Raw genomic sequence first — 17,732 nt, 5'->3', positions numbered from 1 at the left:
GCCGCGCGGTCGCGTCGCAGGGCCTCGCGCACCGCCTCGGTCACCAGTCCGCGCACCGCCGGCAGGTCGCGGAAGCGCACCTCGCGCTTCGTCGGGTGCACGTTCACGTCGACCTCCTCGGGCGGCAGCTCGATCCAGAGGTACCACGACGCGCCCGCCGGCTCCTGGAGGAAGTGGTCGCGGCAGGCCTCGCGGATGCCCTGCGCGAGGAGCTGGTCGCGGACGGGGCGGCCGTTGACGAAGAGCTGCTGGTGCTCCGCGCCGGGCCGCCCGGCGCCGGGGCGCGAGAAGTACCCGGAGACGGCGGCCAGGTCCCGCGCGGCACGCACCGGCAGGAGCCCCGCGAAGAACTCGACGCCGAGGTGCCCGCGCAGCCGCGTCCCGGGGTCGGGCGCGGGGGCCAGCCGCAGCAGGTCGCGGCCGCCGTGGCGGACGCTGAAGGCGACGCGGTGGCAGGCGAGGGCGAGGCGGGAGGCCACCTCGAGGCAGCGTCCCAGCTCCGTGGCGTCGGTGCGCAGGAACTTGAGCCGCGCCGGGACGGTGTGGAAGAGCCCGCGCACCTCGACGCGCGTCCCCTCGGGGCAGCCGCACGGCGCCACGCGCAGGATGCGCCCGCCGTCGGCCTCGAGCCGGGTGCCGGCGTGCGCGCCGCGCTCGCGCGTCTCGATCAGCAGGCGCGAGACCGCGGCGATGCTCGGCAGCGCCTCGCCCCGGAAGCCGAACGTCGCGACGCGCCCGAGGTCCTCGACCGAGGCGATCTTGCTCGTGGCGTGGCGCTCGAGCGCGAGGAGCAGCTCGTCGTGCCCCATGCCGGCGCCGTCGTCGGTGACGCTGATCAGCCCCTTGCCGGCGCGCTCGAGCTCGACGGCGACGCTCGCCGCGCCCGCGTCGATGCCGTTCTCGAGCAGCTCCTTGAGGGCAGCGGCCGGGCGCTCGACCACCTCGCCGGCCGCGACGCGGTTGATCGTCTCCTCGGGGAGGATGCGGATGCGCTGCGTCACGGTGCGGCGGGAGGCGGTGCCGTCCGGTCCGGAATGCGGATGTCGCGCAGGCGGTAGCGCTCCCAGCCGCCGCGGGGCGCGCCCTCGAGGTCGAGGTCGTACGCGACGTCCACGCCGATGCCCGTGGCGAGGTCCGCCGCGAAGCCGGCGAAATTGAAACCGATGAAGGAGCGCGCGTGCGGCCTCTGGACGAGGGTCAGGCGCAGGTGGTTGCTGCCGACGGTGCGCGGCGGCTGCGCCAGGCGCACCGCGCGCGTGGCGAAGGCCGGTTCGGGGTTGCCGTGGCCGAAGGGCGCCAGGCGCCGCAGTTCCTCCACGAGGGAGGGGCGCAGGTCGGCGAAGGCGAGGTCCGCGTCGATGTCGATCCGCCGGGAGGCCCCGGCCAGGCGCGTGCCGGCGTTGAGCTCGCGGCGCAGCGCGGGGATGTCCGCCTCGCGGATCGAGAAGCCCGCGGCGTGCGCGTGGCCGCCGAGCGCCGTGAAGAGGTGGCGGACGCGGCAGAGCTCCGCGTAGAGGTTCGCGTCGGCCACGGAGCGCGCGGAGCCCTTCCCCGGGTCCCGGCCGGTGGAGACCAGCAGCGCCGGGCGACAGTAGCGTTCGGCGATCTTCGCGGCGACGATGCCGATGACGCCCGGGTGCCAGCCGGGCGCGGCGAGCACGAGGATGCGGTCGTCCGTGCCGCACTCCTCGACGATGCGGAGCGCCTCCTCGCGGATCTGCGTCTCGATCTCGCGGCGGCGGGCGTTCTGGCGCTCGAGCAGCTCGGCGAGGTGCCGGGCGCGGCGCGGGTCGTCGGTGAGGAACAGCTCCACCGCCGTGTCCGCGCGGTCGAGGCGGCCCGCGGCGTTGATGCGCGGGCCGAGCCCGAAGCCGATCTGCGCCGCGCGCAGGGGCCTGGTCTCGATGCCCGCCGTGTGCAGCAGCGCGCGCACCCCAAGGCGTGAGCCCGAGCCGAGCACCTCGAGGCCGTGGCGCACGAGGACGCGGTTCTCGCCGACAAGCGGGGCGATGTCGGCGACGGTGCCGAGGGCGACCAGGTCGAGGTAGGAGAAGAGCTGCTCGTCGCCGCCCGGGTGCGCACCGGGACCGATCAGGCGGGAGAGCGCCTGCGCCAGCTTGAAGGCGATGCCGACGCCCGCGAGGCTCTTGAACGGGTAGCGGCAGCCGGGTCGCCGCGGGTTGAGGACGGCGTTCGCCGCGGGCAGCCGCCCCGGCGGCTCGTGGTGGTCGGTGACGACGACGTCGATGCCGAGCGAGCGCGCCAGTCCGATCTCGGCGCTGTCGGAGACCCCGCAGTCCACCGTGACGATCAGCGAGCCCCCCTCGTCGGCGAAGCGGCGGACCGTTGCCGCGTGCAGCCCATAGCCGTCGTCGGTGCGGTGGGGAATGTGGTAGGAGACCGCGGGCGTGTGGCGCCGCAGGAAGTCGACGAGCAGCACCGTGCCGGTGACCCCGTCGACGTCGTAGTCGCCGCAGACGAGGATCTGGCGCCGCTCGCGCACCGCCCGCGCGACCGTGTAGACGGCATCCGTCATGCCGCGCATCGCCAGCGGGTCGTGCAGGTGGCCGAGCGAAGGGCCAAGGAAGCGGCCCGCCGCGTCCGGGTCGCCCGAGCCGCGGTTCACGAGCACCCGCGCGAGGGTCGCGGACACGCCGAGGTCCCGCTCGATGCGGTCGACGGCATCCGGCGGCGGGCTGAGCAGGTTCCAGGTCGTCGCGTTCATGGGGGGACGCATTGCCGGGCCTGAACGTACCAGCGGCCGGGCCGACGCGTCAAGGCGCGCCCCCGCCCGCGTGCCCGAAGGCGCACCGGCGTTGTCGCGACGGCTGCGCATGCGGTATGATGCGCGCCCTATGGTGAACCGATCCGCCTGGCTCGAGACCCTCGGCTGCCAGATGAACGAGGCCGACACCGAGAAGATGGCCGGCATCCTCAGGGCCGAGGGCTACCGCATGGCCGCCTCACCCGAGGACGCCGACGTCATCCTCGTCAACACCTGCAGCATCCGCGACCGCGCGGAGCAGAAGGCGTTCAGCCTCGCCGGCCGGTACGGGCAGATCAAGCGTCGTCGCCCCGGCACGCTCCTGGTGTTCGCGGGGTGCGTGGCCCAGCAGCTCGGCCCGCGCGTGCTCGAGCGGCTTCCCGCCGTGGATGCCGTCGTCGGGACGCGGCGCTTCGACGCGCTGGCGGAGGTGCTCGAGCGGGTGCGGGCGACAGGGCGGCCGGCGGTCGACACCGGGGAGGACGAGGCGCCGGGGCACCCGGCGACGCCGCTGCGCGCCAGCGCGATAAAGGCCTGGGTCAACGTGATGCACGGGTGCGACAATTTCTGCGCCTACTGTGTCGTCCCGCTCGTGCGCGGGCGCGAGCGCAGCCGTCCCCCGGTGGAGGTCCTGGCGGAGGTCTCCGCCCTGGGCCGTGGCGGGTGCCGCGAGGTGACGCTGCTCGGACAGAACGTCAACTCGTACGGGCGCGGGCTGCAGCCGGCCGCCGACTTCCCCGGCCTGCTGCGCGCGATCGACGGCAGCTGCGGCATCCCGCGGGTGCGCTTCACGACCTCGCACCCGAAGGACTTCACGGCGGGGCTGATGCGGGCGGTGCGCGACCTGCCCTCGGTCTGCGAGGCCGTGCACCTGCCGCTGCAGGCCGGCGCCGACACCGTGCTGCGGCGCATGAACCGCGGCTATACGCTGGAGGACTACCGGCGCATCGTCGGCGAGCTGCGCGGGATGGTGCCTGGCGTCGCGGTCACCACCGACATCATCGTCGGCTTCCCGGGCGAGAGCGCCGCCGAGTTCCGGCGCACGCTCGCCGCCCTCGAGGAGCTGCGCTTCGACGCGATCTTCTCCTTCCGGTACTCGCCGCGCGAGGGGACGGCCGCCGCCGGCATGGACGGGGTGGTCCCCGAGGAGGAGAAGGCCGCCCGCCTCATCGAGGTGCAGGCGCTCCAGCGCGAGGTCACCGAGCAGGTCAATGCGCGCCTCGTCGGCGCCGAGGTCGAGGTGCTGGTGGAAGGCCCAAGCCGCCGCAGCGCGGACGAGTTCACGGGCAGGACGCGGGGGAACAAGATCGTCAACTTCGCCGCGCCGTCGCAGCCGGCGCCCGGCGACCTGGTGTGCGTCGAGATCAACGGGGCAGGGTTCCTGTCCCTTCATGGCCGGCAGCTCGCGGGAGCCGCGGCGGTCGCCCGATAGCAGCGGGAGTACAACGAACAGGGAGGAATGCGAGCATGGCGGCAGAGAAGGGGAAGAAGGCCGGAGCGGCGAAACCGAAGGCCGCGAAGGACAAGGCGACGCTCAAGAAGCGCCTCGCGCAGCTGAAGAAGGCGCGCGAGCAGGCGAAGGAGGCCAAGGAGGGCGAGAAGCTCGCGCGCATCCGCCGGGACTACCGGCGGACGACGCACGCGCTGCGCCGCGCGGCGCCTCCCAAGGGGAAGAAGGCGAAGAAGGAGTAGCTCCGCCCGCTTCCGTTTCGCGCCGCTCGGTGCACCCGCCCCGGGCGGCGCTCCTCGCGGGCACTTCATCGCCATGCGGGAACACAGGGCGGCAACCTCCGGACGTCGTCATTCCTGTGTTGATATTCAGTCACAGGTCTGTGGCGCAAAGAGCTTGATAAGACACGATTACTCAACGCTCTATTGACAGGACAAATCTCCCGGCCTACCTTGCCCTGCACGTGGGCGTCACCAGGTGCGAGTGCCTCCCGCGTGCGGTGCGGTACGGAGGAAAGGCGGGCGGGCCCGTGGCGTTCGAACAGCAGCACAAGGAGTACTCCTGCGGCGCGGCCGCCCTGCGGTACGCCCTGACCTTTCTCGGCAAGAGCGTCGACGAAAAGGACCTGCGCAGGGCATCCCAGACCACCTTCTGGGGGACGGACGAGGGCGGCATCGCGAAGGCGGCGCGCCGGTACGGCTGCGAGGCGGTCTTCCGGAGCTATCGGCATTTCCCCGCGGCCTTCCGCAGCCTCATGCGGTACGCGCAGAACGGACAGCCCTGCATCCTCTGCGTGGACAACTGGATGCACTGGGTCTCCGTCGCGGGCGCCAACCGCAACGGCGTCGCGCTCTTCGACCCCAAGGCGCTGGACGTGGCGGCCCTTGTCAAGCCGGACGCCCTGCGGCGACGCTGGGCGCATTTCCGCAGGGAGACGGGGGAGACGGACCCGTACTTCTTCTTCATCGCGGTCCGGCCGCGCGAACGGCGTCGCCATCCGCGGGGCGTCGTCGACAACGAGCTCGTCGAGGGGTTGCGTCGCCGGGAGGACCTGCGCGAGGGGTGGGACCGGTACCTTGGCGACGTCCTGGCGATCTTCGGCAGGCGCCATCCGCCGCGGGCCGACGACAGCTACGCGGCGTGGCGGTTCCTCGTGCGCGCGGCGCCGCTGCTCGTGGAGACGGTGGCGGCCTGGGACGGGGAGGTCTCGAAGCGCTTCTACCGGACGGAACTGCGCAATCTCGCGGTCGTGGCGCGCGCCTATGGCCTGCATATGCGGCCGCGCGACGAGCGGCGCGCGCTCGTCAGCCTCGCCTGCATCCTGAACCGGGAGGCACTCAAGCCATAGGCGCAGGTCCATAGCGAGGGCTTTTCGCGCCCTGGCAGCGTTGCCCGGAGGGCTGCTTGTGCGGTGGCCACCAGGCCACCTCCGCGCGCCCATCCGGGCTGCCTTGCCAGGACACGAAAATCCGCTCGCTCTGGGACCCGCGTCAGGACGCCTCCTCGCGAGTTTGCGTCCTGCCTTGCCAGGACGAAAAATCCCCGCATGACTGCTCGCGGGCAGCCAGTGCAGCTGAGGCCCGGGTCGATAGCGAGGGCTTTTCGCGCCCGGACTGCGTTGCGGAAAGGGCTGCTTGTGCGGTGGCCACGAGGCCACCTCCGCGCGCCCATTTCCGCTGCCTTGTCCGAACGCAAAAATCCGCTCGCTCTCGCCCAGGCAGCCTAGGCTCACCAATGGGACGGGATTCGCTCTCGCTCTCCCTTGGAAGCTTGGGTTGCGGAGCCTGAAGGGACAAGGTCCGCGAACTACCGCGCGGCTGCTTGCCGACGGAGCCCCTTCAGGGGTGAGCGAGGGCGATTCCGAGCAAGGAGGCGGCGTTGATGCCCAGGATGCGCTCCTCCAGGGCTGGGGGCAGATCCAGCGCCCTCACGGATGCGAGCGCCGACCGCTGGTCCTCCCAGGGCGAGTCCGAGCCGAACAGCAGCCGGTCGGGGCGGTGCCCGAGGAGGATCTCCCGCAGCAACTGCGGGGGGATGTGGCCGATCGTGTAGCTGGTGTCGAGCCACAGGCCGCTGCCCACGACCTGCGCCGCGACCTCGTCCCAGCGGCGGAAGCCGCCGAGGTGCGAGGCGACGATCGGCAGCCGGGGGAAGGCGCGGTGGACCGCCAGGAGCCGCGCCGGCGCCGCGCGGTCGGAGTCCGGGTAGCCGATGTCGTGCCCGGCGTGGAACAGGGCGACCAGGCCCCGCTCCTCGAGGGCGCGGTACAGCGGATCGAGCGCGGGGTCGTCGGCGAAGAAGTCCTGGTACTCCGGGTGCAGCTTGACGCCGCGGAAGCCGCCGGCCGCGACCTGCGCGGCCTCGGCGGCCGCGTCCCGGGCGCCGGGGTGCACCGAGGGGAACGGGAGCAGGCGGGCGGAGCCGATCGCCGCGCACCAGCGCAGGATCGGCTCGAATTGCGCCGGCGCGGTGGCCACGGCGCAGACGACCGAGGCCGCGATCCCGGCGCGGTCCATCGAGGCCACGAGGGCGCCGGCCGTGCCGTCGAGCGCCGCCGTGACGTTGGCCCGGCGCTCCAGGTGGGCGATCGCCCGCGGCGCCAGCGCATCCGGGAACGCGTGGGTGTGGATGTCGATGACGGGCCCACGCACTTCCATCGGGCCATTTGAATCTGCCGCGCGCCCCTCGTCAAGGGCCGGCCGCCGCGTGCGCGCGATTGACAGCGCGACGGCGCGGAGGCTACAACCATCGGCAGGGAGGGCTTACGACCATGCGCATCGCGATCGCGTCCGACCACGGCGGATTCCCCCTGAAGCAGGAACTGGTGCCGTTCATCCGCTCGCTCGGCCACACCGTCCAGGACCTGGGCGTGCACTCGCAGGAGCCGTCCGACTATCCGGACGCGGCCGAAAAGCTCGGCCTGGCGATCCGGAGCGGCGAAGTCGACCGCGGGCTGCTGCTGTGCGGCAGCGGGATCGGCGCGGTGATGGCCGCCAACCGCATGGAGGGGATCCGCGCCGGCGTGGGGCACGACTGCTACTCGGCGCGCCAGGGCGTCGAGCACGACGACATGAACGTCCTGGCGCTGGGCGCGCGCGTCATCGGCATCGAGCTGGCGCGGGATGCGGTGAAGGCGTTCCTCGCGGCGCGGTTCGTCCCGGAGGAGCGGTACCGCCGGCGCCTGGGCAAGATGGAGGACCTGGGGAAGCGCTACGGCCCCGGGAGCTGGGAGAAGAAGGAGGGGGCGTGAGCGCCCCGCAGCCGGCCGCGGGCGCGCCGCGGGCCCGGCTGCTGCTGGACGCGACCTGCCGCGACGCGTTCGCCGCGGCGCTTGCCCGTTGCACCGCCGCGCGCGCCGCCGCGCGCATCTGGGCCGGCGACCACACGCTCTGGCAGCCGGCGCCTGCAGAGGTCGCAAACCGCCTCGGCTGGCTGCGCGCTCCGGCGGACATGATGCGCGAGCTGCCGCGGATCGCGGCGTTTGCCCGGGGAGTGCGCGCCGAGGGCATCCGGGAGGCGCTGCTCCTGGGGATGGGCGGCTCGAGCCTGGCCCCCGAGCTGTTCACGGCGACGTTTGGCGCGGCGCCCGGCCATCCCCCCGTCGCCGTCCTCGACAGCACGGACCCCGTCGCGGTCCGCGCCGCAGCCGCACGCCACCCGCCCGACAGCAGTCTGTACGTGGTCTCGACGAAGTCCGGGGGCACCGTCGAGACGCTCTCGTTCTTCAAGTACTTCCACGCGGCGGCCGCGGCGCGCCTGGGCGCGGCGGCGGCAGGCCGGCGCTTCGTGATCGTCACGGATCCGGGCTCGTCGCTCGAGGAGATGGGGCGGCGCATCGGCGCGCGGGAGGTCTTCCTCAACGACCCGGACGTGGGTGGGCGCTTCTCGGCGCTGACGCACTTCGGCCTGGTGCCCGCCGCGCTCGACGGCGTCAACCTGGAGCGGCTGCTCGCCTCCGCGCAGGCCATGGCCGCGCGGTGCGCGGCGGGGGTGGCGGACACGAACCCCGGCGTCGCGCTCGGAGCGCTGGCCGGGGCCATGGCCCTCATCGGGCGGGACAAGCTGACCATCGTCTGCTCGGAGCGGATCGCTGGTTTCGGTGCCTGGGTCGAGCAGCTGGTCGCCGAGAGCACGGGCAAGCAGGGGCGTGGCATCGTCCCCGTCACGGGCGAGCGCCCCGCGACCCCGGGGCAGTATCGCCCGGAGCGGCTCTTCGTGTTCCTGCTGCTCGACGGGGACCGCGATCACGACGGCGTGCCCGACGCCCTTGCGGCCGCGGGGCACCCGGTGCTGGAGCTGCGCATCGCGGACCGGCTGGAACTCGGCGGCGAGTTCTTCCGCTGGGAGTTCGCGACCGCGGTGGCCGGCCACCTGCTCGGGGTGAACCCGTTCGACCAGCCGGACGTCGAGGCCGCCAAGCGCGAGGCCCGCGCGGTGATCGCCGCCTACCGCGAGCGGGGGGCGCTCCCGGTGGCCGCGAGCGAGGTCGATGCGGGCGCCGCGCCCGCGCAGATCATGCGCCTGCTGGCGGCGGCGCAGCCGGGTGACTTCGTCGGTCTCCAGGCGTTCGTGGACCCGGGGGGCGCGGCGGCGGCCCTGGAGGAGCTGGGCGCGGCGGTGCGCGCGCGCACGGGGCGCGCCGTGACCGCGGGGTTCGGCCCGCGGTTCCTGCACTCCACGGGCCAGCTCCACAAGGGCGGGCCGGGAGGCGTCTTCATCCAGCTGGTGAGTGCGAACGCGGACGACGAGACGATCCCCGACGACTTCGGGTCGGGGGCGGGCTCAATCGGGTTCGGCGTGCTCAAGAGCGCGCAGTCCATCGGCGATCTGCGGGCGCTCGAGGCCGTCGGGCGGCGGGTGCTGCGGGTGTGCGTGGGGGAGGAGGGGCCGGGGGTCGCCGCGGCCCTGCGGTCGCTGGCGGGGGCGGTCGCACCGCCGGCCTGAAGCGCGGGAGGGGGCCATGGAGAAGATCTACGTCATCGACACGAACGTCCTCGTGCACGACCCCGAGGCGCTCCTGCGCTTCGAGGACAACGAGATCGTGCTGCCCATCGCCGTCATCGAGGAGCTCGACGGACTCAAGCGCGGCCACGGCGAGATCCCGACATCGGTGCGCCACGCGCTGCGTCTCATCGACTCGTTCCGCGAGCAGGGCAACCTCTCGCGCGGGGTGCCGCTGCCCCACGGCGGGAGCCTGCGCGTCGAGACCAACGAGGAGGTGCCGGGCCGCGCGCGCTCCAGCGCCGATAACAGCATCATCATGACCGCGGTGCGCCTCGGCGCGCACAGCCGCCAGCCGGTGGTGCTCGTCTCGAAGGACCTTGCGGTGCGGATCAAGTCCGAGGCGCTCGGCGTCGCGGCCCAGGACTACCGCAACGACAAGACCACGATCTTCCAGCGCTGCGGGCGCCTGCTCCCCGAGGGCGCGGGCTGCGACGTGCGCTCGGTCGTCTACCGGCGCGACGGCGACCAGCTGCTGCGGCTGCGCGGCGGCGGGGACCCCGAGCCGGTGCGACGGCGGCGCTCGGTCCTGGGGATCAGCGCCAAGAACGTGGAGCAGGAGTGCGCGCTGGACGCGCTCGTGACGCCCGACATCGACGTCGTCGCGCTCACCGGCAAGGCCGGCACCGGCAAGACCTTGCTGGCGCTGGCGGCGGGGATCGACCAGACCGCGGACTTCCGCGCGGCGCGGACCCCGGCGGAGCGGACCGGGTACGAGCAGGTGATGGTCGCGCGGCCGATCGTCCCGCTCGGCCAGGACCTCGGCTTCCTGCCCGGGCAGGTCGAGGAGAAGCTCGGGCCCTGGATGCAGCCGGTCCACGACAATCTCGACGTCATCGTGGCCACGCCCCGCGACCAGCGCAAGGACGCGCGCGGCGCGGCGGGGCGCTACAAGAGCTCGGACTACCTCATCGAGTCGGGCATCGTGAAGATCGAGCCGCTGACGTACATCCGCGGCCGCAGCCTGCCGCGGCGCTTCCTCATCGTCGACGAGGCGCAGAACCTGCGGCCCCTCGACGTCAAGACGATCATCACGCGCTGCGGCGAGGGCACGAAGATCGTCCTCACGGGCGACCTCGACCAGATCGACCAGCCGTACCTGGACGCGACGTCGAACGGGCTCTCGTACCTCATCAGCCGCTTCATCGAGCAGGAGAACTTCTGCTACCTGCAGCTGGAGATGAGCGCGCGCTCCGCCCTCGCCGAACAGGCCGCGGTGCTGCTCTAGAGGACGATGCGGTGGCGCTTGGCGTGGTTGCGGATGAACATCATCGCGGTGTTCGCCCGGCCGAGGCGCTGGTTGCGCCGCTGGATCTCGACGATCTGGTCGAGCGGGATCTGCTCGGCCCGGATCTCGCGGGCGACGTGCTCGAGGAGCCGGTAGAGGGTCGCGAGCTCCGCGGGCGCGAACTGGCGGCAGGTCGCCTGGTTGAAGACGAAGAAGCCGCCGGCGATGTCGCGGGCGAACTCCTTCGGGTTGCCGGGGATCGTCACGGCCCGCTGTTTTCGCCGTCGCCGGCGGCCGCGCCGGCCGATTGACAAGGGGTGTCGGCCGCGGCTACAGTCTCGTCCATGACCGGCATGCGCCGCCCGTTCCTGATCTGCGCCCTGGCAGTTCTGCTCCCCGGCTGCGCCAAGCTCGGCGGCGTCTTCGAGGACGTGGGGGACGACCCCGACCCGCCGCGGATGGAACTGCTTGGCGTGGGCATCCAGCTGCCGCCGTCCAATCCCGACGAACCTCCGCCCGCCCCCGTCTACCGTGACCCGGCGGCGGGCATCACCGTCAACCCCAACGACCTGACGGCCGACACCCTGGCCCTGCGCTTCTCGTACTTCGACGCGGCGGCCGACATCGACTCGCTCACCGTCCGGGACCTCGACGGCAACATCAGCTACACCGCGACGTTCACGGACGTCTTCATCGGGGCTGCCGGCGTCCGGGAGGTCACGGACGTGAAGATCACGCCGACCGTCGAGGGGCCGCACCGCCTCCAAGTCTGGCTCGAGGACCTCAACGGCACCCGCAGCGCCAAGACCACGTTCACGGTCTTCGTCAAGCTCTTCTAGCGCTTCACCCGCTCCGCGTAGAGCGGGGACATCGCCCAGAGCCGCTGCACGATCCCCGGCATGATCCCGAGGACGAAGTCCACCTCCTCCCCCGTGCTGTCCTTGCCGAGGGAGAAGCAGATCGAGCCGTGGCAGATCTCCGGCGGGACGCCGATCGCGGTGAGCACGTGCGAGGAGGACAGGTCCTCCTCGTCCTCGCCCTTGATGTTCGAGGAGCAGGCCGAGCCGGACGCCGCGCAGACGCCGCTCATCGAGAGCCACAGCAGCAGGGACTCGCCCTCGACGTACTCGATCCAGAAGGAGAGGTGGCCGGGAAGGCGGCGCTCGGCGTGACCGGTGAAGTTCAGGAAGTCGATCGTCTCCGCGAGGCCGCGGCGCAGCCGCTCGCGCAGGGGTGCCAGCCGGGCGTTCCAGGCGGGCAGCTCCTCGCGGGCGATGGTCGCGGCCGTCCCGAGCCCGACGATCCCCGGGACGTTCTCGGTGCCGCAGCGGTAGCCGCGCTCCTGCAGCCCGCCGTCGAAGAGGCGCCCGAGCTTCGTGCCGGCGCGCAGGTAGAGGGCGCCGACGCCCTTGGGGCCGTAGAACTGGTGGGCGGCGAGGCTCAGCGCGCTGACGCCGAGCGCGCCGACGTCGACGGGGACGGTGCCGACCGAGGCCACGCCGTCGCTGAAGAAGGGCACGCCCCGCTCGGCGGCCACCGCCGCCAGGGCCGGGATGTCCTGGACCACGCCGATCTCGTTGTTGGCGTGCATCACCGCCACGAGCGCCGTGCGCTCGGTGATCGCCGCGCGCAGCCGGGCCGGGTCGAGCAGGCCGCCGGCGTCCACCGGCAGGTAGGTGACGGACAGCCCCCTGCCCTGGAGCGCGCGCAGCGCGTTGAGCACGGAGTAGTGCTCGATGTTCGAGGTCACGACGTGGTCCTTGCCCTTCGGCGCCTCGGCGAGCATCCCCTTGATCGCGAGGTTGTTGGCCTCGGTCCCGCCCGAGGTGAAGATGATCTCCTCGGGCTTCGCGCCGACGAGCGCGGCGACGCGCGCGCGGGCCTCGTCCACGGCGTGCGCCGCGCGCTGGCCGAGGGGGTAGTACTGCGCCGAGGGGTTGCCGTACTCCTCGCCGAGGTACGGCAGCAGCGCCGCGAGCACCCGGGGGTCGGTGCGGGTCGTCGCGGCGTGGTCGAAGTAGACGGTGCGGTTCTCTCCCATCGCTCCTCCTAACGGTTCATCTCACGGAGCCGGACCTGCTTCGGCTCCTTGGGGATGACGACGATCCCCGACGGGCTGACGCTGTAGCGCCGCCGGTCCGCGGCCGTGTCGTAGCCGATCACCGTGCCCGCGGGGACCGCGACGTTCTTGTCGATGATGGCGCGGCGGATGCGGCAGTGCCGGCCGATGTCCACGCCGTCCATGACGATCGAGTCGCGCACCTCCGCCCAGGAGTGCACGAAGACGTTGCGGCCGAGCACGCTGTCGAAGATGCGCGCCCCCGAGACGATCGTCCCGGAGGAGACGATCGAGTCCACCGCGAAGCCGCGCCGGTCCTCGTCGTTGAAGACGAACTTGACCGGCGGCGCGCTGGGGTCGAAGGTCATGATCGGCCACTGGTGGTTGTAGAGGTTCAGCGGCGGCGTGACGCTCTTGAGCTCCATCGTCGCCTGGAAGTAGGACTCGATGGTGCCGACGTCGCGCCAGTAGGAGTTCTGCTCACCTTTCTTCATCCCCGGGATGGTGTTGCGGTTGAAGTCGTACACGAAGACGCGCAGCTTGCGGAAGACCCGGGGCAGGATGTCCTTGCCGAAGTCCATCCAGCCGCGGCTGCGGGCGGAGCCCTGGAGGATCGCGTCCAGCGCGTCGGTGGAGAAGAGGTAGTTGCCCATCGAGGCCAGCGCGTGCGTGGGGTTCCCCGGCATCGGGCTCGGCCGCGGCGGCTTCTCCTGGAAGCCCTGCACCCGCCAGGAGTCGTCGACCTTGATGATGCCGAAAGCCCGTGCCTCCTCGCGGGGCACCGGCAGCGCGGCGATGGTCACGTCCGCGCGCCGCTCGACGTGGAAATCGACCATCTGGCCGATGTCCATGCGGTAGATGTGGTCGGCGCCGAAGACGGCCACGATGTCCGGGTCCGACTGGTGCACGAGGTTGAGGTTCTGCCGCACCGCGTCCGCCGTGCCCCGATACCAGCTGTCGCCCTGCTGCATCTGCGCCGGGACGGCGCTGACGAACTGGTCGCGCAGCACGGAACCGAGCTTCCACGTGTCCCGGATGTGCTCGATGAGCGACTGGGACTTGAACTGCGTCAGGACGTAGAGCGAGCGGATGCCCGAGTTGACGAAATTCGAGAGCACGAAGTCGACGATGCGGTACTTGCCGCCGAAGGGGACGGCGGGCTTGGCGCGGTCGCGCGTGAGCGGGTAGAGGCGCTCGCCCTTGCCGCCCGCCATGATCAGGCCCAGCACCTTCGTTCCCATGCCTTCCCCCCCCCTTTCAGTTCGCGGCCCCCGCCGGCCGCGCCGGCGCTTCAGGCCCGGCGGGCGCAGAGCGAGCGGTAGAGTTCGACGTAGCGGCGCGCCGAGGACTCCCACGAGAAGTCCTCGGCCATGCCGTTCGCGCGCAGCCGCGCCCAGTCCGCCGGGCGGGCGAACGCGGCGAGCGCCTCGCGCACGGCCCAGAGCAGGCCGCCGACATCGTAGTCGCGGAACACGAAGCCGGTGCCCGTGCCGCGCGCCGGGTCGTAGGGCCGCACGGTGTCGACGAGACCGCCGACCGCGCGCACGACCGGCACGGTGCCGTAGCGCAGGCTGTACATCTGGTTGAGCCCGCAGGGCTCGAAGCGCGAGGGCATCAGGTACGCGTCGGCGCCGGCCTCGATGCGGTGCGCGAGGGGTTCGTCATAGCCGATGCGCACCGCCAGGCGCCCCGGGTGCCGCCGCGCCAGCCCCGCGAAGAGGTCCTGGTAATGCCGGTCGCCCGAGCCGAGGAGGCACCAGCGCAGGGGCAGCGCCACGAGCTGCGGCAGCGCCGCGGCGAGCAGGTCGAAGCCCTTCTGGTCCGCCATGCGCGAGATGGTTCCGAAGAGCGGCGTGCGCGGATCGGGCTCGAAGCCGAAGAGCCGCTCGACGTCCTCCTTGCACCGGGCCTTGCCGGCGAGGTCGCCCGGCGTGTAGCGCGCCGGGATGTGCGCGTCGCTCTCCGGGTTCCACGCCTCGTAGTCGACGCCGTTGAGGATGCCGCAGAGCACGCCCGCTCGCTCGCGCAGCACCCCGTCGAGACCCTCGCCGAACTGCGGTGTGCGGATCTCCTCGCTGTAGCGCGGGCTCACCGTGGAGATGGCGTCGGCGTAGAGCAGGCCCGCCTTGAGGAGGTTCAGCCGGCCATGGAACTCGACCCCGTGCATGTGGAAGAGCCCCGGGGGGATCCCGAGGTACCCCAGCGCGGAAGCGGGGAACAGCCCCTGGTAGGCGAGGTTGTGCACCGTGACCAGGGAGGGCGTCCCCGCGAGCGGGCCGGCGTAGTCGGGACGGTGGCGCAGATACAGCGGCAGCAGGGAGGTCTGCCAGTCGTGGACGTGGAGCACGTCGGGCCGCTCGCGCAGCGCGGCGAGGCCGGCGAGCACCGCGCGGCAGAAGAGGGCGAACCGGCCGGCGTTGTCCCAGTAATCGGCGTCGGGGGTGCCATAGAGGTGCGGGCGGTCGAAGGCGTCGTCCTGGCGCACGAGCAGCGCCGTCACGCCGGGCGCGGGCTCGTGGCGCAGCAGCTCGACGCGCACGTCGTGGCCGGGGAAGGGCAGGTCCAGCGGCGCGCAGGCCCGCGGCAGGTGGGGGAGGCGCACCCGCGCCTCGCGGTAGTAGGGCACGAAGAGCAGCACGCGGTGGCCGAGCCGAGCGAGCTGTGCGGCCAGCGCGCCGACGACGTCGGCGAGGCCGCCGCTCTTGGCGTACGGGAGGGCCTCGGAGGCGGCCATGGCAATGGTGAGCGGGAACGGTCTTCTCACTGCACACCCCTTTGGCTGAGGAGGTCGAGGAATTCGCGTTCGGTGAGGACAGCGACCCCGAGCCGCGCGGCGTCCCGCGCCTTGGACCCCGGGGCTTCCCCGGCGACGACGTAGCTGGTGGCGCGGCTGACGGAGCCGGCGCTGCGGCCGCCGCCGCGCGCGATCAGCGCCTGCGCCTCCTCGCGCGTCAGCGACGCCAGCGTCCCGGTGAAGACGAAGGTGAGTCCGGCGAGCGGCCCGGTCCCGGTGGCGGCGCGCGGGGCCGCTGCCGGGGAGACGCCGCGGGCGAGCAGTTCGGCCACGGTGCGCCGGTTCTCGGCCTGGCGGAAGAAGGCCGCGACGCTGGCCGCGATCTCCGGGCCCACGCCGCGGACCGCGGTGAGCTCCTCGGCGCTCGCCTCTTCGAGCTTCTCGAGCGAGCCGCTGTGTTCCGCCAGCAGGCGCGCGACCTGCTCGCCGACGTGGCGGATGCCGAGGCCGAAGAGGAGCCGGGCCAGCGTCGTCCGGCGGCTGCGGTCGATGGCCGCGAGCAGGTTGTCGGCCGACTTCTCGCCGAGCCGCTCGAGCGGCAGCAGGTCCTCCTTCGTCAGGCGGTAGAGGTCGGCCACGGAGCGGACGAGCCCGCGCTCGACAAGCTGGTCGACGAGCTTCTCGCCGAGGCCCTCGATGTCGAGGGCGCGGCGCGAGGCGAAGTGTCGCAGGCTCTCGCGCAGGCGCGCCGGGCAGGCGAGCGACGTGCAGCGCCACGCCGCCTGGCCCTCCTCGCGGGTGAGCCGGGCCCCGCAGGCCGGGCAGGCCTGCGGGAAGACGATCGGCCGCTCCGCGCCGGTGCGCCGCTCGGGCACCACCTCCTGGACGGCGGGAATGACGTCGCCCGCGCGGGTGACGACGACCGTGTCCCCGACGCGGATGTCCTTGCGGCGGATCTCGTCCTCGTTGTGGAGCGTGGCGCGCTCGACCTCCACGCCGCCGATGCGCACCGGGGCCATGAGCGCCACGGGGGTCACGACCCCGGTGCGGCCCACCGAGAACTCGACGTCGCGCAGGCGCGTCACGGCCTGCCGCGGCGGGAACTTGAAGGCGGTCGCCCAGCGCGGGCTGCGCGCCACGGCGCCCAGCTCACGCTGGAGGGAGATGTCGTCGACCTTCACGACGACCCCGTCGATCTCGTAGGGCAGGCCGTCGCGCTCACCCTCCAGGCGGCGGTAGTACGCGAGCGCCTCGTCGATCCCCGTGGCGGCTTCCGCCCCCGGCACGACCGGCAGGCCCCAGCGGCGCAGCGCCTCGAGGGCCTCGCGCTCGGTGGGCGGCGCGAAGCCGGGGCAGTCGCCGATGCCGTAGAAGAAGACCGCCAGCGGGCGCGACGCCGTGACCTTCGGGTCGAGCTGGCGCAGCGAGCCGGCCGCGGCGTTGCGCGGGTTGGCGAAGGGCGGCTCGCCGGCCTCCTCGCGCTCCGCGTTGAGGCGGGCGAAGTCCCGCGTGCGCAGGATGACCTCACCGCGCACCTCCAGGTACGGCGGCGGCGCCGGTCCGTCGGCGCGCAGCCGCAGCGGCAGCGAGCGGACCGTCCGCAGGTTCGCGCCGACGTCCTCGCCCGTGGTGCCGTCGCCGCGGGTCGACCCCGAGGCGAAGCGCCCGCCCTCGTAGACGACCTCCACCGCCAGCCCGTCGAGCTTCGGCTCGAGCAGGTAGGTCAGGGGCTCCTCGCGACCGAGGAAGCGGCGCACGCGCCGGTCGAACTCGCCGAGCTCCTCGGCGGTGAAGGAGTTCTGGAGGCTGAGCATCGGCAGGCGGTGGCGCACCGGGGCGAACGCCGCGGCTGGAGGCGCGCCAACGCGCTGCGTCGGGGAGCCGGGGTCCGCCAGCTCGGGATGCGCGGCCTCCAGTTCCTGCAGCTCCCGCAGCAGGCGGTCGTAGGCGGCGTCGGAGATCTCCGGCGTGTCGAGGACGTAGTACTGGTGATTGTGGTGCTCGAGGACCCGGCGCAGCTCCTCGACCCGCTTCCTGACGTCCCGGCTGACGGCGCTCATGATGGATGGGGTCATCATAGCACACGGCCCTCAAGGTCCCGCGATCGTTGACTTTCGGGCGCCGGGTGCTACCATGCAAGGCGACTCCCGGGGGAAAAGCATGCAGATCGAGGATGCGGACAAGGCGCGGCGCCTCGCGCGGACGATCGTCTCCGACATCGCGCTCTACAACCGCGACGAGATCCGGCGCGGGCTGCGCGAGGACAACATCTTCGATCTGCTCGCCGAGGAGATCGAGCGCGGCCGCAAGCTCTACGTCTCGCGGGTTTCGCCCGAGATCCAGCGACGCGTGAACTACTACAACCAGGCGATCGTCGACATCCTGATCAAGCAGTACGGCAGCACGGTCCAATCTCCGATCTGGTAACCGCTGGCCGCCTGCAGCGGCGCATCTGCGGATCGCTCACGGAAGAAGCACGGACAACGGACAGCCGGG

The 17,732-nt window shown here is 72.6% G+C and carries 16 protein-coding genes; 8 read left to right on the top strand and 8 right to left on the bottom strand.

The features are described from left to right. On the bottom strand, positions 1-1,001 hold a 1,001-nt coding region (gene mutL, locus VI078_14010), incomplete at its 3' end, for a DNA mismatch repair endonuclease MutL (GenBank protein ID HEY6000398.1). Next, positions 998-2,725: a single-stranded-DNA-specific exonuclease RecJ gene (recJ, locus tag VI078_14005; protein ID HEY6000397.1), complete on the bottom strand. Its 1,728-nt coding sequence runs from the start codon at positions 2,723-2,725 to the stop codon at positions 998-1,000. The genes mutL and recJ, both read right to left, overlap by 4 nt. Positions 2,726-2,855: 130 nt before the next feature. On the opposite strand from recJ, the gene miaB reads away from it, so the two are divergent. From miaB to VI078_13990, 3 genes are all read left to right on the top strand, one after another. Next, positions 2,856-4,196 (top strand): tRNA (N6-isopentenyl adenosine(37)-C2)-methylthiotransferase MiaB, encoded by a 1,341-nt coding sequence (miaB, locus tag VI078_14000; protein ID HEY6000396.1) that lies wholly within the window; start codon positions 2,856-2,858, stop codon positions 4,194-4,196. Between the two features lie 35 nt (positions 4,197-4,231). Continuing rightward, positions 4,232-4,456: a hypothetical protein gene (locus VI078_13995; GenBank protein HEY6000395.1), complete on the top strand. Its 225-nt coding sequence runs from the start codon at positions 4,232-4,234 to the stop codon at positions 4,454-4,456. Positions 4,457-4,743: 287 nt separating this feature from the next. Continuing rightward, positions 4,744-5,562 carry a cysteine peptidase family C39 domain-containing protein gene (locus tag VI078_13990; GenBank protein ID HEY6000394.1) on the top strand — a complete coding sequence of 273 codons (819 nt, stop codon included), beginning with the start codon at positions 4,744-4,746 and terminating at the stop codon, positions 5,560-5,562. A 490-nt stretch (positions 5,563-6,052) separates the two neighbouring features. Here the strand turns inward: VI078_13990 and VI078_13985 are convergent, their stop codons facing one another. Beyond that, positions 6,053-6,871, bottom strand: a complete 819-nt coding sequence (locus VI078_13985) for an amidohydrolase family protein (protein ID HEY6000393.1) — start codon at positions 6,869-6,871, stop codon at positions 6,053-6,055. A gap of 113 nt (positions 6,872-6,984) precedes the next feature. On the opposite strand from VI078_13985, the gene rpiB reads away from it, so the two are divergent. Genes rpiB through VI078_13970 form a run of 3 tightly spaced genes read left to right on the top strand, consistent with a single transcriptional unit; the run spans position 6,985 to position 10,443 of the window. Then, the gene (rpiB, locus tag VI078_13980) at positions 6,985-7,464 is read left to right on the top strand and encodes a ribose 5-phosphate isomerase B (protein HEY6000392.1); all 480 of its coding nucleotides are present in this window, start codon (positions 6,985-6,987) and stop codon (positions 7,462-7,464) included. Beyond that, complete coding sequence (locus VI078_13975; protein HEY6000391.1) at positions 7,461-9,158, top strand: glucose-6-phosphate isomerase; 1,698 nt, start codon at positions 7,461-7,463, stop codon at positions 9,156-9,158. Before rpiB ends, VI078_13975 begins: the two co-directional genes overlap by 4 nt. 16 nt (positions 9,159-9,174) lie before the next feature. Beyond that, entirely contained in the window at positions 9,175-10,443 is a 1,269-nt protein-coding gene (locus VI078_13970; GenBank protein ID HEY6000390.1) for a PhoH family protein, read from the top strand. Here VI078_13970 and VI078_13965 read toward each other — a convergent pair. Beyond that, positions 10,440-10,709: a hypothetical protein gene (locus tag VI078_13965; GenBank protein HEY6000389.1), complete on the bottom strand. Its 270-nt coding sequence runs from the start codon at positions 10,707-10,709 to the stop codon at positions 10,440-10,442. The two genes, VI078_13970 and VI078_13965, sit on opposite strands and share 4 nt — an antisense overlap. Positions 10,710-10,787: 78 nt before the next feature. Here VI078_13965 and VI078_13960 point away from each other — a divergent pair, with 78 nt between their 5' ends. Beyond that, the gene (locus VI078_13960) at positions 10,788-11,282 is read left to right on the top strand and encodes a hypothetical protein (GenBank protein HEY6000388.1); all 495 of its coding nucleotides are present in this window, start codon (positions 10,788-10,790) and stop codon (positions 11,280-11,282) included. On the opposite strand, the gene VI078_13955 is transcribed toward VI078_13960, so the two are convergent. From VI078_13955 to ligA, 4 genes are read right to left on the bottom strand one after another with little or no spacing between them, the layout of a single operon-like run. Continuing rightward, positions 11,279-12,484 (bottom strand): cysteine desulfurase family protein, encoded by a 1,206-nt coding sequence (locus VI078_13955; protein HEY6000387.1) that lies wholly within the window; start codon positions 12,482-12,484, stop codon positions 11,279-11,281. The two genes, VI078_13960 and VI078_13955, sit on opposite strands and share 4 nt — an antisense overlap. An 8-nt stretch (positions 12,485-12,492) precedes the next feature. Beyond that, on the bottom strand, positions 12,493-13,743 hold the full coding sequence (gene glgC, locus VI078_13950) for a glucose-1-phosphate adenylyltransferase (GenBank protein HEY6000386.1): 1,251 nt from the start codon (positions 13,741-13,743) through the stop codon (positions 12,493-12,495). A 50-nt stretch (positions 13,744-13,793) separates the two neighbouring features. Then, on the bottom strand, positions 13,794-15,266 hold the full coding sequence (glgA, locus tag VI078_13945; protein HEY6000385.1) for a glycogen synthase GlgA: 1,473 nt from the start codon (positions 15,264-15,266) through the stop codon (positions 13,794-13,796). Further along, positions 15,263-17,296, bottom strand: a complete 2,034-nt coding sequence (ligA, locus tag VI078_13940) for an NAD-dependent DNA ligase LigA (GenBank protein HEY6000384.1) — start codon at positions 17,294-17,296, stop codon at positions 15,263-15,265. Before ligA ends, glgA begins: the two co-directional genes overlap by 4 nt. A 100-nt stretch (positions 17,297-17,396) precedes the next feature. Here ligA and VI078_13935 point away from each other — a divergent pair, with 100 nt between their 5' ends. Then, positions 17,397-17,663: a hypothetical protein gene (locus VI078_13935; GenBank protein ID HEY6000383.1), complete on the top strand. Its 267-nt coding sequence runs from the start codon at positions 17,397-17,399 to the stop codon at positions 17,661-17,663. Positions 17,664-17,732: the final 69 nt, after the last annotated feature.

The sequence above is a fragment of the bacterium genome (assembly GCA_036524115.1).
Lineage (GTDB): Bacteria > JAUVQV01 > JAUVQV01 > JAUVQV01 > DATDCY01 > DATDCY01.
This window is presented reverse-complemented; position numbering and strand designations above follow the sequence as displayed.

Coding starts and splice junctions, on each gene's coding strand:
- recJ (HEY6000397.1), bottom strand. CDS start 2,725: ATGAACGCGACGACCTGGAACCTGCTCAGCCCGCCGCCGGATGCCGTC.
- miaB (HEY6000396.1), top strand. CDS start 2,856: ATGGTGAACCGATCCGCCTGGCTCGAGACCCTCGGCTGCCAGATGAAC.
- VI078_13995 (HEY6000395.1), top strand. CDS start 4,232: ATGGCGGCAGAGAAGGGGAAGAAGGCCGGAGCGGCGAAACCGAAGGCC.
- VI078_13985 (HEY6000393.1), bottom strand. CDS start 6,871: ATGGAAGTGCGTGGGCCCGTCATCGACATCCACACCCACGCGTTCCCG.
- rpiB (HEY6000392.1), top strand. CDS start 6,985: ATGCGCATCGCGATCGCGTCCGACCACGGCGGATTCCCCCTGAAGCAG.
- VI078_13970 (HEY6000390.1), top strand. CDS start 9,175: ATGGAGAAGATCTACGTCATCGACACGAACGTCCTCGTGCACGACCCC.
- VI078_13960 (HEY6000388.1), top strand. CDS start 10,788: ATGACCGGCATGCGCCGCCCGTTCCTGATCTGCGCCCTGGCAGTTCTG.
- VI078_13955 (HEY6000387.1), bottom strand. CDS start 12,484: ATGGGAGAGAACCGCACCGTCTACTTCGACCACGCCGCGACGACCCGC.
- glgC (HEY6000386.1), bottom strand. CDS start 13,743: ATGGGAACGAAGGTGCTGGGCCTGATCATGGCGGGCGGCAAGGGCGAG.
- ligA (HEY6000384.1), bottom strand. CDS start 17,296: ATGAGCGCCGTCAGCCGGGACGTCAGGAAGCGGGTCGAGGAGCTGCGC.
- VI078_13935 (HEY6000383.1), top strand. CDS start 17,397: ATGCAGATCGAGGATGCGGACAAGGCGCGGCGCCTCGCGCGGACGATC.